The 13,900-nt window shown below is 55.5% G+C and carries 13 protein-coding genes and 2 tRNA genes; 6 read left to right on the top strand and 9 right to left on the bottom strand.

Annotation, left to right across the window (positions count from 1 at the left end; translation table 11 throughout):
- Positions 1–7: 7 nt before the first annotated feature.
- Complete coding sequence (gene rbsK, locus ACCW76_RS10605) at positions 8–925, bottom strand: ribokinase (protein WP_436338506.1); 918 nt, start codon at positions 923–925, stop codon at positions 8–10.
- A gap of 363 nt (positions 926–1,288) precedes the next feature.
- Between rbsK and deoR the strand changes: the two genes are divergently transcribed.
- Entirely contained in the window at positions 1,289–2,053 is a 765-nt protein-coding gene (gene deoR, locus ACCW76_RS10600) for a DNA-binding transcriptional repressor DeoR (protein WP_436338505.1), read from the top strand.
- Between the two features lie 2 nt (positions 2,054–2,055).
- Here the strand turns inward: deoR and ACCW76_RS10595 are convergent, their stop codons facing one another.
- Positions 2,056–3,003 (bottom strand): 2-hydroxyacid dehydrogenase, encoded by a 948-nt coding sequence (locus ACCW76_RS10595; RefSeq protein WP_436338504.1) that lies wholly within the window; start codon positions 3,001–3,003, stop codon positions 2,056–2,058.
- A 174-nt stretch (positions 3,004–3,177) separates the two neighbouring features.
- Here ACCW76_RS10595 and ettA point away from each other — a divergent pair, with 174 nt between their 5' ends.
- The gene (gene ettA / locus ACCW76_RS10590; protein ID WP_436338503.1) at positions 3,178–4,845 is read left to right on the top strand and encodes an energy-dependent translational throttle protein EttA; all 1,668 of its coding nucleotides are present in this window, start codon (positions 3,178–3,180) and stop codon (positions 4,843–4,845) included.
- A 52-nt stretch (positions 4,846–4,897) separates the two neighbouring features.
- On the opposite strand, the gene nadR is transcribed toward ettA, so the two are convergent.
- The 3 genes from nadR to serB all read right to left on the bottom strand — a co-directional run bounded on the left by nadR (position 4,898) and on the right by serB (position 8,674).
- The gene (nadR, locus tag ACCW76_RS10585) at positions 4,898–6,124 is read right to left on the bottom strand and encodes a multifunctional transcriptional regulator/nicotinamide-nucleotide adenylyltransferase/ribosylnicotinamide kinase NadR (protein WP_038649223.1); all 1,227 of its coding nucleotides are present in this window, start codon (positions 6,122–6,124) and stop codon (positions 4,898–4,900) included.
- A 176-nt stretch (positions 6,125–6,300) separates the two neighbouring features.
- Positions 6,301–7,683, bottom strand: a complete 1,383-nt coding sequence (gene radA, locus ACCW76_RS10580; RefSeq protein ID WP_038649226.1) for a DNA repair protein RadA — start codon at positions 7,681–7,683, stop codon at positions 6,301–6,303.
- Between the two features lie 13 nt (positions 7,684–7,696).
- The gene (serB, locus tag ACCW76_RS10575) at positions 7,697–8,674 is read right to left on the bottom strand and encodes a phosphoserine phosphatase (protein WP_038649229.1); all 978 of its coding nucleotides are present in this window, start codon (positions 8,672–8,674) and stop codon (positions 7,697–7,699) included.
- Between the two features lie 107 nt (positions 8,675–8,781).
- Here serB and ACCW76_RS10570 point away from each other — a divergent pair, with 107 nt between their 5' ends.
- Complete coding sequence (locus ACCW76_RS10570; protein WP_436338502.1) at positions 8,782–9,459, top strand: YtjB family periplasmic protein; 678 nt, start codon at positions 8,782–8,784, stop codon at positions 9,457–9,459.
- Here the strand turns inward: ACCW76_RS10570 and yjjJ are convergent.
- From yjjJ to ACCW76_RS10550, 4 genes are all read right to left on the bottom strand, one after another.
- Positions 9,456–10,778, bottom strand: a complete 1,323-nt coding sequence (gene yjjJ, locus ACCW76_RS10565) for a type II toxin-antitoxin system HipA family toxin YjjJ (protein ID WP_436338501.1) — start codon at positions 10,776–10,778, stop codon at positions 9,456–9,458. The two genes, ACCW76_RS10570 and yjjJ, sit on opposite strands and share 4 nt — an antisense overlap.
- A 128-nt stretch (positions 10,779–10,906) precedes the next feature.
- Positions 10,907–11,590, bottom strand: a complete 684-nt coding sequence (gene yjjG, locus ACCW76_RS10560; protein ID WP_045832842.1) for a pyrimidine 5'-nucleotidase — start codon at positions 11,588–11,590, stop codon at positions 10,907–10,909.
- An 11-nt stretch (positions 11,591–11,601) separates the two neighbouring features.
- Positions 11,602–12,042 (bottom strand): ribosomal protein S18-alanine N-acetyltransferase, encoded by a 441-nt coding sequence (rimI, locus tag ACCW76_RS10555; RefSeq protein ID WP_038649241.1) that lies wholly within the window; start codon positions 12,040–12,042, stop codon positions 11,602–11,604.
- Positions 12,014–12,424, bottom strand: a complete 411-nt coding sequence (locus tag ACCW76_RS10550) for a DNA polymerase III subunit psi (RefSeq protein ID WP_045815935.1) — start codon at positions 12,422–12,424, stop codon at positions 12,014–12,016. Before ACCW76_RS10550 ends, rimI begins: the two co-directional genes overlap by 29 nt.
- A 106-nt stretch (positions 12,425–12,530) precedes the next feature.
- Between ACCW76_RS10550 and rsmC the strand changes: the two genes are divergently transcribed.
- From rsmC to ACCW76_RS10535, 3 genes are all read left to right on the top strand, one after another.
- A complete protein-coding gene (gene rsmC / locus ACCW76_RS10545) occupies positions 12,531–13,565 on the top strand; it encodes a 16S rRNA (guanine(1207)-N(2))-methyltransferase RsmC (RefSeq protein WP_436338500.1) in 1,035 nt (344 codons plus the stop codon).
- A gap of 141 nt (positions 13,566–13,706) precedes the next feature.
- Positions 13,707–13,793 (top strand) — tRNA-Leu (locus ACCW76_RS10540).
- Positions 13,794–13,831: 38 nt separating this feature from the next.
- Positions 13,832–13,900 (top strand) — tRNA-Leu (locus ACCW76_RS10535).

Below are 13,900 nucleotides of genomic sequence, written 5' to 3'. Positions count from 1 at the left end.
CTCGACCTCAGTTTAGGTTGAGAAAACGCTGGAAGGTTTCCGCGTCAGGATAGGAGCGCTGCGTGCCACGGCCGGTCACGCTGCACGCGGCATAAGCCGAGGCTTGCGCCATCGCGGCCGCGATATCGCCGGTTTTTACCAGCTCGTGGGCAAAACAGCCGATAAAGGCATCACCGGCGCCGCTGGTATCCACCGCCTGCACTGCCGTAGGCGCCACATGATGCAGATGGTCGCCGGACATCCACAGTGAACCGCGTCCACCCAGGGTGATAATCAGGTTCTTCAGACCGCGCTTGAGTAATACCTGCCCCGCCCGTTTCACCTCATCATCCGTGCCCACCGGCATACCGGTGAGAATCTCCAGTTCGGTTTCATTGGGCATAAAGAAGTCACATTTGCAGGCGTAGTCGATATCCAGATTCGCCACCGCCGGTGCCGGATTGAGAATCACTTTGATGTCGTGTTGACGTGCAAAATCAATCGCGTAGTAGACGGTTTCCAGAGGAATTTCGAGTTGCAGGATGATCAGCTGGCAGGCTTTCAGTGCCTCGGCTGCCGCATCAATATCGGCGGGTTTGAGCTGCTGGTTGGCGCCTTTGATGATGAGAATGCGGTTCTGCGATTGGTCATCAACAAAGATCGGTGCCACGCCGCTGGAGGTGCCCGGCGCGGTGGTGACAAATTGGGTATTGACGCCCTGCTGCTTGAGGTTCGCTACCGTGTTCGGTGCAAACAGGTCGTCGCCCACTTTGCTGACCATCATCACGCTGGCACCCATTTTCGCGGCGGCCACCGCCTGATTCGCCCCTTTGCCACCACAGCCGATGGCGAAATCAGGCGCTTCCAGTGTTTCGCCCGCTTTCGGCATCTGATTGGTGTAGGTAATAAGGTCCACCATATTCGACCCAATAACCGCGATATCCATTGTTTACTCCCCGGTGAATTTTTTAGCTTTTAAATGTTATTTAAATCACATTAGCAGGTATAAAAAGTGATCGGTGTGACAAAATTCACATCCTGAGCAGCCCGTGAAAACGATTTATTCAACAACAGCGGCAATAGATATGTGATTATTTTAACAAAACCACATCAGCGCCGTTGACGCTTTCAGCACGGTGTGGGAAGTTTGCGGGGCGATCTCATTACAGGTAATATTGAAAAATTGCCGGCTGGAAAAGTCGCAAATCATTAAAATATGAGAGATTTACCGCGAAATTTCGGTGGCGCGTCTGCCACGCCAACGGGTAAAACCTTTCTTCCTCAGGATAGTCATTACACAGAGATGCTCATGGAAACCCGGCGCGAAGAACGTATTCACAAGCTGGCGCAAGCACTGAAGCGCACCGATAAGCTGCACCTGAAAGATGCGGCGCAACTGTTGGGCGTCTCGGAGATGACCATTCGTCGCGATCTGACCGAGCCAGCCTCTACGGTGGTCCTGTTGGGGGGTTATATTGTCAGCGATCCGAAAAGCCATGCCGGGCACTATTTCGTCTCCGATCAGCACGGGCAAAATGCCGCACGCAAACAGCGCCTGGCGCAGGCCGCAGCCAGTTTGATCGGTGAAAACGACACGGTGTTTTTCGACTGTGGCACCACCCTGCCTTATATCGTGGATGCCATTCCGGACACGCTAGCGTTTACCGCGATTTGCTGCGCCATGAACACCTTCCTCGCGCTGAAAGAGAAACCCGCCTGTAATGTGATATTGAGTGGCGGCGAGTTTCATGCCGATAACGCGCTGTTTACGCCGATTGGCGCGCACTCGATCCTCGACGATCTCTGCCCGACGCTGGCCTTTATCTCAGCCGCGGGGATCGATCAGGAACAGGGCGCAACCTGCTATAACATCAATGAGTTAGCGATGAAACATCACGCCATGCTGCGTTCGCGCACGCGCGTTTTAGTGGCGGACAGCAGCAAATTTGGCAAAGTGCTGCCCGCGCGCATTGGCGAGCTACGTCGTTTTGATTTACTGGTGAGTGATAGCGCGCCAGAACCGGCGATGAAGGGCTGGCTGGCGCAACATAATATCCCGCTGCGCCTGCCTTAAAATTATGCCTTGCGATCGATCACCGCGTCGCCATCGCGCAGACGGCGCAGGTTATCGCAGATCCCTTTGATAATTCCCTTCATTGAGACATCGGTGACGCCGCCAATATGCGGCGTCGCGATCACGTTATAGCGAAACACCGGATCTAGCGGATCGGGTGGTTCCTGCCAGAACACATCCAGCCCGGCGCCAGCCAATTTTTTTGTCTCCAGCGCTGCCAGAAACGCCTGCTTCTCGATCAGGCCACCGCGCCCCAGGTTGATCAGGAAACTGTCTGGTTTCATCTGCGCCAGCGCATCGGCATTAATGATGTTATGCGTCGCAGCATTGTCAGGCAGGCTGAGCACGACAAAATCGGCCTGCTGCAACAGTTCCGGTAGCTGCGCCATATTGCCGACCCAGTCGAGTTGATGTTGGCGCGCAAAAGCTTCATCCGCTTCACGTTTTACACCGATCATACGCATGCCAAACGGAGCCAGTCGCTTCGCCAAAGCTTTGCCGATGCCGCCCAGCCCCACCAGTCCCACGGTTTTGCCCATCAGACCTAAACCAATGGGTTGACCCAGCCTCTGCTGTGCCAGGCAATCGGCGATCTCATGCTGACGACGTGCCAGGCCAATCATCATCCAAATCCCCAACTCCGCCACCGAATCGGCATTACCGGAATGATCGGAGGGAACGTTCGCCACCATAATGCCGGCCTTTTTGGCCGCTTCAAGATCGACACCTTCCAGCCCGACACCCGCCTGCTGCACCAGCTTCAGGCGATCGGCCGTGGCGATCAATCGGGCATCCACCCGGCACATACCAGGAATTAGCGCATCAAAACCGGCCAGACTCTCCGCCGCATGGCCCGCCGAGGCAATAAACTCCATATCCGGTAACGTCTGACGAATGGCCGGAATTAATCCGCCCCAGGCATGTTCATCCGCAGCAATCAGCACTCTCATCGAACCCCCTCCGTTTTCCAGGCAAAAAAGCAGCATAGCGACTGTTGAGTGAGAATCAATCAGTTATGGGCGCTCCTGAAGATTCAACGCCATGCGGCTGTGATTGCCAGGTGAAAACGGCTAAACTTCAGCATCTGAGGTTCCACCATTCACAGACCAGAGGCTCATTACAACGTGGCTCAATTCGTCTATAGCATGCATCGCGTCGGCAAAGTGGTTCCGCCGAAGCGTCACATTCTGAAGAACATCTCTCTTAGCTTCTTCCCTGGCGCCAAAATCGGTGTACTCGGCCTGAACGGCGCGGGTAAATCCACCCTGCTGCGCATCATGGCCGGTATTGATACCGAAATCGAAGGGGAAGCACGCCCACAACCGGGCATTAAAGTCGGCTATCTGCCGCAGGAACCTAAACTCAACCCAGAGCACACCGTGCGTGAATCTGTGGAAGAAGCGGTTTCTGAAGTGGTTGGTGCACTGAAGCGTCTCGACGAAGTGTACGCACTGTATGCCGATCCTGATGCCGATTTCGATAAACTGGCTGCCGAACAGGGTCGTCTGGAAGAAGTGATCCAGGCGCACGATGGCCATAACCTCGACACCCAGCTAAACCGTGCTGCTGATGCGATGCGTCTGCCAGACTGGGATGCCAAAATTGGCAACCTGTCCGGTGGTGAGCGTCGCCGCGTTGCGCTGTGCCGTCTGCTGCTGGAAAAGCCAGACATGCTGCTGCTCGACGAACCGACCAACCACCTGGATGCAGAATCCGTGGCCTGGCTGGAGCGTTTCCTGCACGACTTCGAAGGCACCGTAGTGGCGATCACGCACGACCGTTACTTCCTCGACAACGTTGCTGGCTGGATTCTGGAGCTGGACCGTGGCGAAGGTATTCCGTGGGAAGGTAACTACTCTTCCTGGCTGGAGCAGAAAGATCAGCGTCTGGCGCAGGAAGCTTCTTCTGAAGCGGCACGTCGTAAGTCGATTGAGAAAGAGCTGGAGTGGGTTCGTCAGGGCGCGAAAGGCCGTCAGTCCAAGGGCAAAGCCCGTCTGGCGCGTTTCGAAGAGCTGAACAATACCGAATACCAGAAACGTAACGAAACCAACGAATTGTTCATTCCACCAGGTGCGCGCCTCGGCGACAAAGTGCTGGAAGTGACCAACCTGAGCAAATCGTATGGCGACCGCGTACTGATCGACGATCTGACTTTCTCAGTGCCGAAAGGCGCGATTGTCGGCATCATCGGCCCGAACGGTGCCGGTAAATCGACCCTGTTCCGCATGATGTCCGGTCAGGAACAGCCCGATTCTGGCACCATCGAGCTGGGCGAAACCGTCAAGCTGGCGTCCGTGGACCAGTTCCGTGACGCGATGGACAACTCGAAAACCGTGTTTGAAGAAGTGTCAGGTGGTCAGGACATTATGCGCGTCGGCAACGTTGAGATGCCAAGCCGTGCCTATGTTGGCCGCTTCAACTTCAAAGGCACCGATCAGGGCAAACGCGTTGGCGAACTGTCCGGTGGTGAGCGTGGTCGTCTGCACCTCGCGAAACTGCTGCAGGTTGGCGGCAACCTGTTGCTGCTCGATGAACCGACCAACGACCTGGACATCGAAACCCTGCGCGCGCTGGAAAACGCCCTGCTGGAGTTCCCTGGCTGTGCCATGGTGATCTCGCATGACCGTTGGTTCCTCGACCGTATCGCCACCCACATCATCGATTATCAGGATGAAGGTAAGGTGGAGTTCTTCGAAGGTAACTTTACCGAGTACGAAGAGTACAAGAAACGCACCCTCGGCGCTGACGCGCTGGAGCCAAAGCGTATCAAGTACAAGCGTATGGCGAAGTAATTGTCATGATATGAAAAAGGCGCCGATTGGCGCCTTTATTATTGCTGTAGGGTTAAGCCCCCAGCATCTGCTTCACCAGCTCAACGCAGCGCAGGAAGCGCGTATCGTAGTCATCCTCTTTCACATGGACGAACTCAATGTTGTTTTCCCGCAACATGGTCACCAGCATCGACTGAAACTCGCGGCGATCCATCGAACTGCCCAGGCTGCGCAAACCGTCTGCCACCCACGGCACGTTGTTTTCCAGCAGAATCACCAGATCGAAACGGTACTCATCGATCAGCGCCTGCACAAACGGGTGCTCGCGCCCTTCATACTTGAGGCAAAACGCCTGTGTGGTAACAAAATCGGTATCGATAAACGCCACTTTGCTGGCGTATTTCACTGCGAAATCAATGTACTGCGCCTGACCCAGCGCAATCTTATCGTAGTCGGAATACTGCAATGCCATCTCATCGCCACCGAGGTGCGAGAAGACATAATCGCGGCCATATTCCCAGGCACTGGTGGTGTTAAAGATATTCGCCAGCTTGTTCACCAACGTGGATTTGCCACTGGATTCACCGCCGAGGATCGCCACAGTGCGCACAAAGAACGGCTTCACTTCAGTCGGAATGTATTCCCAGTAACGGAACGGATCCTGACGAATCTGCCCGCCGCTGATGTTCATAAAGGATCGATTGGGATCGATCACCACCGTCGAAATACCGAGATGCTGTTGGTACATTGCCGCATCAGCTTCTTCACTGGTGTAAATGCAATCCGGCTCAATACCCTGCTCGGAGAGGAATTTCTTCACCCCTTCGCTCCACACATCCCAGCCGTGCGGATAGGGTTCAATTCCCTCTTCATCAAACGAGTGGATGCGGATGTTCTTCTGGTATTTGAAGGTCTGCAATAGCCAGCGCAGGCGATCGCTCACGGTCGGCTGCTGCGACATGGCGCTGTTTTCAAACAGCTCACGATCGCGCGGATCGTCGTGCCCCATGATGATATGCAGCTCATCCACCTGGCTGCAGGCGCGCTGGATCAGATAGATGTGGCCGGTGTGCAGTGGGTAGAACTTACCGAACACCACGCCAACGGTTTTGTCACGGCGGGGGAATTCCAGCCCGAGAAAACGGTGCAGCGCTTCCAGCTTCTGAGCGCTTGGGCTTTTGATTTTGGCATTCAGCAGCTGGCTTAAATAGCCTTTGGTCATCCCGCTGGCATCTGCAACCTGCTGCAGCGTGTGACCCTGCTGGCGTATGGCGGTTTTCAGGTAGTCGAACGATGACATTTGGTGCCTCCTGCATGGGAAATAATGGGATGGGGTATGCGCTGGCCCTCACCCCGGCCCTCTCCCGTTTAGGTAAGAGGGAAAAGTCTGTGCGGTACGTTTATCAAGATGCGCATGAATGCGCACCTTAAATTGACGGTGAACGGTAGGGGCGGCAGGTATGCCGCCCGGTGAAATTACAGCTCGTCCAATATCGCCAGTGCATCCGCCAGCTTTTTGGCGCTATACACTTTCATGCCATCGATGGCTTTTTTCGGTGCATTGCCCGCCGGCACAATCGCGCGCTTGAAACCGTGCTTGGCCGCTTCGGATATGCGCTCCTGGCCGCTTGGCACCGGACGAATTTCACCGGCCAGCCCTACTTCACCGAAGATCACCAAATCCTGCGGCAGTGGACGGTCACGCAAGCTTGATACCATTGCCAGCAGTAGCGCAAGGTCAGCACTGGTTTCGGTAACTTTCACACCACCGACCACGTTGACGAACACATCCTGATCCGCCATCTGTAAACCGCCGTGTCGATGCAGCACTGCCAGCAAAATCGCCAGACGGTTTTGCTCCAGGCCAACAGCGACGCGACGCGGGTTGCCCATCATAGAGTGATCCACCAGCGCCTGAATCTCCACCAGCAGCGGGCGCGAACCTTCCCACACCACCATAACCGAACTGCCAGAGGTAACTTCATCTCCGCGTGACAGGAAAATGGCTGACGGGTTGCTGATTTCACGCATGCCCTGCTCGGTCATGGCAAACACGCCCAATTCGTTCACCGCACCGAAGCGGTTTTTGTGACTGCGCAGCGTGCGGAAACGGGAATCGGCATCGCCATCCAGCATCACTGAACAGTCGATGCAGTGTTCCAGCACTTTTGGCCCGGCCAGCGAGCCATCTTTGGTCACGTGGCCGACCATCACAATCGCTACGCCGCGTGTTTTAGCGAAGCGCGTCAGGTAAGCGGCCGTTTCACGCACCTGCGCTACGCTCCCGGGCGAAGACTGGATATCCGCCATGTGCATCACCTGGATGGAGTCGATAACCATCAGTTTCGGCTGTTCCTGCTCGGCGATCAGACAGATCTGCTCGATACTGGTTTCCGACAACATATTCAGGTTTTCAGTGGGTAATCCCAGACGATGGGCGCGCATTGCGACCTGTTGCAGTGACTCTTCACCGGTGACATACAGGGTTTTCATCCCTTCGGACAGCTTGCACATCACCTGCAGCAGCAGCGTCGATTTACCGGCTCCCGGATTACCACCGATCAGTATCGCGCTGCCGGGCACCACGCCGCCGCCCAGCACGCGATCGAACTCTTTGAAGCTGGTGGAGAAACGCGGCACGGCTTCGAGGCTGATTTCGGACAGCTTCTGCACCCGGCTGGGTCCCGCGCTACCGGCATAGCCGCTCAGACGCTCGTTACGCGCTGCCGCTGGCGAGGCGGCAATACGCACCTCGGTGATGGTGTTCCACGCGTTGCAGGCGCTGCACTGCCCCTGCCAGCGTGGATAATCTGCGCCGCACTCGTTACAAACGAAGGCGCGTTTTGCCGCTTTGGCCAAATCAAATCCTCAGTTAACGCTCTTCGTGAATCAGGCTGCCGGTCAGGATGCAGAACACACCCATCAAATCGGCATGGCGGATAATGATCGACGCCTGCTCATTCACTTTGGGTTTAGCGTGATAAGCGATACCCAATCCCGCCGCCTTGATCATCGGCAGATCGTTGGCGCCATCGCCAATCGCGACAGTTTGTTCTGGCGCAATGTCATGGCGTTCGGCGAGATTTTTCAGGGTATCGGCTTTAAATTGCGCATCGACAATCTGCCCCAGCACTTCGCCCGTCAGCTTGCCATCGCGCATTTCCAGCTCGTTGGCGACGGCCGCAGCCAGATGTAATGTCTGACGCAAATGGTCGGCATAGTAGGTGAATCCACCGGAGGCAATCGCCACCTGCCAGCCCAGCGCCTGCAGTTTATGCACCAGCGTGGTCAGGCCTGGCATCAGTGGCAGCGTATCGCGCACCTGCTTGAGGATGTTGGCATCAGCACCCGCCAGTTTTGCCACGCGCTCACGCAGGCTGGCTTTAAAGTCCAGCTCACCGCGCATCGCACGTTCGGTGACTTCTGACACCTGCTCGCCGCAGCCCGCCAGTTTGGCAATCTCGTCGATGCATTCAATCTGAATGGCGGTGGAATCCATGTCCATCACCAGCAATCCTGGGGTTTTCAGATGCGGGATTTTGCCAAGCGGCGCCACATCAAACCCCGCATCGTGCGCCAGTTTGGTCGCACGTGGCGTCAGTGAACCAGCCAGACGAACCACCTGATACTCATCGACATTCCAGGCGCTGACGATCACCATCGCCGCACCCAGCAGATGCTGATAATCGGTCAGTTTTTGTTTATCGAGTCCTCGCCCATACAGCAACCAGCCAGTCCGACCGGCACGGTAATCCAGCGGCATCACTTCATCACCGCTAAGAGAGAGGGGTAGACCCGGCCAGAGTGAAACATCGGCGGGCAGATCGCACCAGGTAAGACGATTTGGCATTACAGCTCCTGTAGGGACAACAAAACCACGCAAGAGGCTACCTTGTCTGCGCGGGTTCTGGCAACATAATTGCCAGCCTTTCTGCTGTTACGTCACACGGGTTTCTGATGGTTAAAACCGCACTGAAATTTCGCCTGCATCGCACGGTGATTGTTCTTATCTCGCTGGCCCTGTTAGTGGTGCTGATGCAAGGGGCATCCTGGTTCAGTCTCGGCCATCAAATGGCACGCTCTGAGCAGGTGGAAGAACTGGCGCACACACTGACGCGTCAGGTAGCATTTAGCCTGAAACCGCTGATGGACAACAGCGACGACAATCGTACGCAAATCGAAGCCATCCTTAATCAGATGACCGATAACAGCCGCATTCTGGATGCCTCAGTCTATGCCGACGACGGCAGCCTGGTGGCACACAGCGGTGAAAGCATTAATGTGCGCGATCGCCTGGCGCTGGATGGTAAACGCGCCGGCAGCTACTTCAACCACCAAATCGTGCAGCCGCTGGAAGGCAAAGAGGGGCCGCAAGGCTTCTTACGCGTGACGCTGGATACCCACGTGCTGGTCACCGAATCACGTCAGGTGGATAACACCACCAACATTCTGCGCTTGATGATGCTGCTGGCGCTGGCGATTGGCATCATCCTCACCCGCACCCTGCTGCGCGACCGTCGCACCCGCTGGCAGCAATCACCGTTCCTGCTCACCGCCAGCCGCGCGGTGAAAGAAGATAAGGAACGAGAGGAAGAAGAAGCGGTCACCACCTCAGAGAATGAAAAAAGCCCTTAAGCCATTTTATGGATGGTCTCATCCAGCGTATCCAACTGCTGCAATGCTTGCGTGGCGATACGCTGGAAATTGGCGCTAAACATTTCGTCATCCGCAACCGCCTGCCAGTATGTTTTCGCCATTCCACAAGCTGTGCGCCACACTTCACCCGGTAATGAGATATCTAACTTTAATGCCAGTTCATCACGCATATGCCCCTGCGAGTTAGGAGCCAGTGCCATTGGCAGCATGTCGTAGGCAGGTGTCAGATTGAATGTTTCCCGGTCGGTGAAGAAAGATAAATTCCCTGCGTGCATATCACTATTACCAATCAGGCGACCAAATGCCCATTGCAAAGTGCCACGCTGTAGGGTGACATCATCAATGCGCTGCTGACGGTGCAGTTCACGCAGCGCAGCAGGCCAGTGTTGTTGATGACCAACAAACTCTGCGCTGACGGCCTCAAGTGAACTCATCTCGCGTCGACCACGCTCACCGATGCGATCAAAACGCTGTACTTCAAGAAATAGCTGCTCTTCACCTGCAATCAATTGGCTTTGCGCCGCCGTCACACCTGCGGCTTGAAGATGCTGCAATGCCAGATGTTCCGCACGGAGCAAATCACGCCAGCGCTGCGCATTATCGCTGTGGCGCGACACAGTGAATTTCACCAGACAGTGACGCTCGCCATTCGCTGTCGTGGCATAGCAGAGAAATTTCGGTTGCTCGCCGCCCGCCGATGACCCTGGCTCATCGCCACTTAGCGCATGCAGTGCTCGCTGCGGGTAAGATGACGCTTTCTCTTCTTCACTGATGGCGCGCGGTGCTTCCTGCTCTAACCAACGCTGATAGGTGCGCTCACCGATGATGAATGCGCCCGGCATGTCGACGCCACCGCTTGCCAGCGCCATTAAACACTGATCGTCACTCCACAGGCGAATGTCGTCATTTAATCCCAATGGATGGGCATTCTCTCTGCCCCACTGACGACCAATAAAACCTTGCGGGCGCATATCCTGTAAAAACCACGGCAACCCTTCATAAAAGTGCCCTCGCCCCTGCTCATCGTTATGCAGGCAACTGCCCTGCGGCCAGGTCGGTAATAAAGTGCCTGCGGGCTGCGCCTGGCCATGTGCAGAGATGCGATACAGCGGGAAGCAGTCTTCACCGCGAATCGGACGGAGCAAAGCATAACGCGTCGCACGGGCTCTGCCCCATTTCACGATTTGGGGCTGTTGCCGTAATTGCCGCGACAACGTCGCCTGACTGATGCCAGAGCGTTGCAGTAAATCGGCTGCACCGAGCGGTCCCGCCAGCAGCAAATTTTGCAGATCGACCATTGTCGTTCACCCTATCAGCGCCTGATGAATAGATTCGTGAATAGATTTACGCATAGATTTTATCATAAAAAAAGCCCGCACAGCGGGCTTCTTCGAATCATCACAACGTTAACGGTGAATAGATACTTTTAGCGTTGTGTCAGCAACGCCTGCAGCTCTGCCAGCGTCTTCACCTGCCAGGTGGGTTTGATATGTTCCGGCAATGGACGCGTACCGTGATCGATCCAGCAGGTTTTCAGCCCGGCATTCATCCCGCCCAGAATGTCAGACTCAGGGGTATCACCGACCATCAACACGCGGCTGCGATCCGGGTTGCCGAGCAACGCCAGCGTGTGGTCGAAAATCGCCACATCCGGCTTCGGTACGCCGACCTGCTCAGAAATCACCAGCTCATCAAAGAACTCGCGAAATCCGGTACGTTCCAAACGCGCCTGCTGCAAAGCGGTGAAGCCGTTGGTAATGATGGCGATCTTCACTTTACCCTTCAGCGCGTTGAGCAACTCAGCTGCGCCGTCGAGAGGCAGGCAAATATCTGCCATCGCACTGAGGAAATCGCTGTTCAGCACTTCAGGCGCGACGCTGAGTTTTTCACCCCACAAGGTGAAACGACGTGTTTGCAGCTGCAAGGCTGAAATGGTGCCGTTTTGATAATCGACCCACAGCGGTTTGTTGATCGCCTGATAATCGGCGTAATCTTGATCGCTAAAGTGCACGTCATAGCTGGCAAACATTCGCTGTAAACCGGCGTAGGCGTCAAAATGAAAAAGTGTGTCATCCGCATCAAACAGGATGCAGTCCCAGTCGTTTAACATAGTGTCCCTTTTTACAGAGTTAGCGCCATGATAATGGCATCTTCACGGCCGTTGGCGGTGGGATAGTAGTTGGGTCGAACGCTGACCTGATGGAAATCCAGTTGCTCATACAGCGCAATCGCCGGGTGATTCGAGGCTCGCACCTCAAGCCACAGCGTCATCACATCGCGCTTTTCCAGCTCAGCAATCAAATGTTGCAGCAGCTGGCGCGCATAGCCGCGGCGCTGAAAATCGGGATCGACCGCAATGTTGAACAGCGAGGCTTCATCCAGCACCACTTGCGTAATGGCGAACCCTGCCAGTTTACCCTCGGCTTCCAGACGATAATTCACAAAACGTTCGCCCTGATTGCTGGCAAACGTCTGCTCGCTCCACGGAAACGCGTGGCTGCGACGTTCAATGGCCAGCAGCTGCGGCTGGTCTTCAGGGATGACTAAAGAGATGGCTGTCATGGTTACACATCTGTTGCCACAGGGCGCGTTTTGCCGCACCGCTGCTGATTAATTCGTTGAAAACGGCGGTGGAAAAGGTGATGCCGTTAAAGGTGTATTCGCTCTCGACGCCCAGCAACCAACCGGCACAATCCACCTGCTCAGGCAGCATCGGCAGCTGTTCCGGCGTCAGCGTCATCACCTGCGAAGGCTGAATATTCAGGGCTCGCAGGACATCGCGAATTAAGGGTTCCTGCAGCGCGGGGGCATGTTCAGCCACCATCACCAGACGGGTGTCCGGGGCCAGCGTCACGGCAATTTCGCCCTGCAGCACGCGCGGACGCCGCAATTGATACTGCGTAATCCCCATTTGCTGTAGAAGCCAGTCGCGCCTTGTGCTCATGCTATTACCCGTTATGCTGCCAGAATGCGACGCTATGCTAGCAAACCCATCGAACATGCGCCAACAAAGCACTATAATCCCCGCTCTGATTTAACAGGAGCGTTCCATGTCTGCTTTTACCCCGGCCAGCGAAGTCATTCTGCGCCACAGTGATGAATTTACCGCCCGCCATGTTTTGTTTGCTGGCGACCTGCAGGATGACCTGCCCGCCCAGCTGGAAACCGCATCAACACGCGTGCACACCCAGCAGTACCATCACTGGCAGAACCTGAGCCGTCGCCTCGGTGAACGTGCGGTTTACAGCATGGTGGCCACCGCCGCCGATGTTGAAGGCTGCGATACGCTGGTTTATTTCTGGTCGAAGAACAAACCAGAAGCGCAGTTCCAGCTGCAAAACCTGCTGTCGCTAATGCCGGTCGGCTGCGATATCTTTGTGGTCGGTGAAAACCGCAGTGGCGTGCGCAGTGCAGAAGGCATGCTGGAAGACTGGACGAAACTGGAAAAAGTCGACAGTGCGCGTCGTTGCGGTCTCTATCATGGTCGTCTGGATACACAGCCAACCTTTGATGCCAGCAGCTACGGCAATACTTACATGATCGAGCACCTCACCATCCACACGCTGCCGGGCGTATTCAGCCGCGATGGCCTGGATATTGGTAGCGATCTGCTGCTCTCCACGCTGGAGCCGCACTTCCGTGGCAAAGTGCTGGATATCGGCTGTGGCAGCGGCGTGCTCGCCACCGTGATGGCACAAATCTCCCCACGCATCCGTTTGTGGCTGTGTGATGTGCATGCTGCTGCCATCGAAGCCAGTAAACTGACGCTGGCCGCCAACGAACTGGAAGGGGAAGTGTTCGCCAGTAACGTCTTCTCGGATGTCACTGGCCGTTTCGATATGATCATCTCTAATCCACCGTTCCATGACGGCCTGCAAACCAGCCTCGATGCGGCCAACACGCTGATTCGTGGTGCCTTAAAGCATCTGAACAGCGGCGGTGAACTGCGTATTGTGGCTAACGCCTTCCTGCCCTATCCGCAGATTCTGGATGAAACCTTCGGTAACCACGAAGTGCTGGCGCAGACCGGACGCTTTAAGGTCTACCGTGCCGTGTACGGACGCGGCGCCAAAGCGCGGAAATAACCCATTTTGCGTTTCCCGACGGTGAAAATGTTGTTTTTTGCAGCAATCGTTTCATCGTCGTGAAATATGTATTGACGCAAAGAGTAAAATCTCTAGAATGCGCCTCCGTGGTTAGCAATACTTTAGGGTGTTGCATGGTACGCGACGGTGGCGGAATTGGTAGACGCGCTAGCTTCAGGTGTTAGTGTCCTTACGGACGTGAGGGTTCAAGTCCCTCCCCTCGCACCAATAATCACAAAGTTTATATCATAGCACTGAGCGATGGTGGCGGAATTGGTAGACGCGCTAGCTTCAGGTGTTAGTGTTCTTACGGACGTGAGGGTTCAAGTCCCTCC

This window comes from Pantoea sp. C8B4 (genome assembly GCF_051336905.1).
Classification (GTDB): Bacteria; Pseudomonadota; Gammaproteobacteria; order Enterobacterales; family Enterobacteriaceae; genus Pantoea; species Pantoea rwandensis_B.
This window is presented reverse-complemented; position numbering and strand designations above follow the sequence as displayed.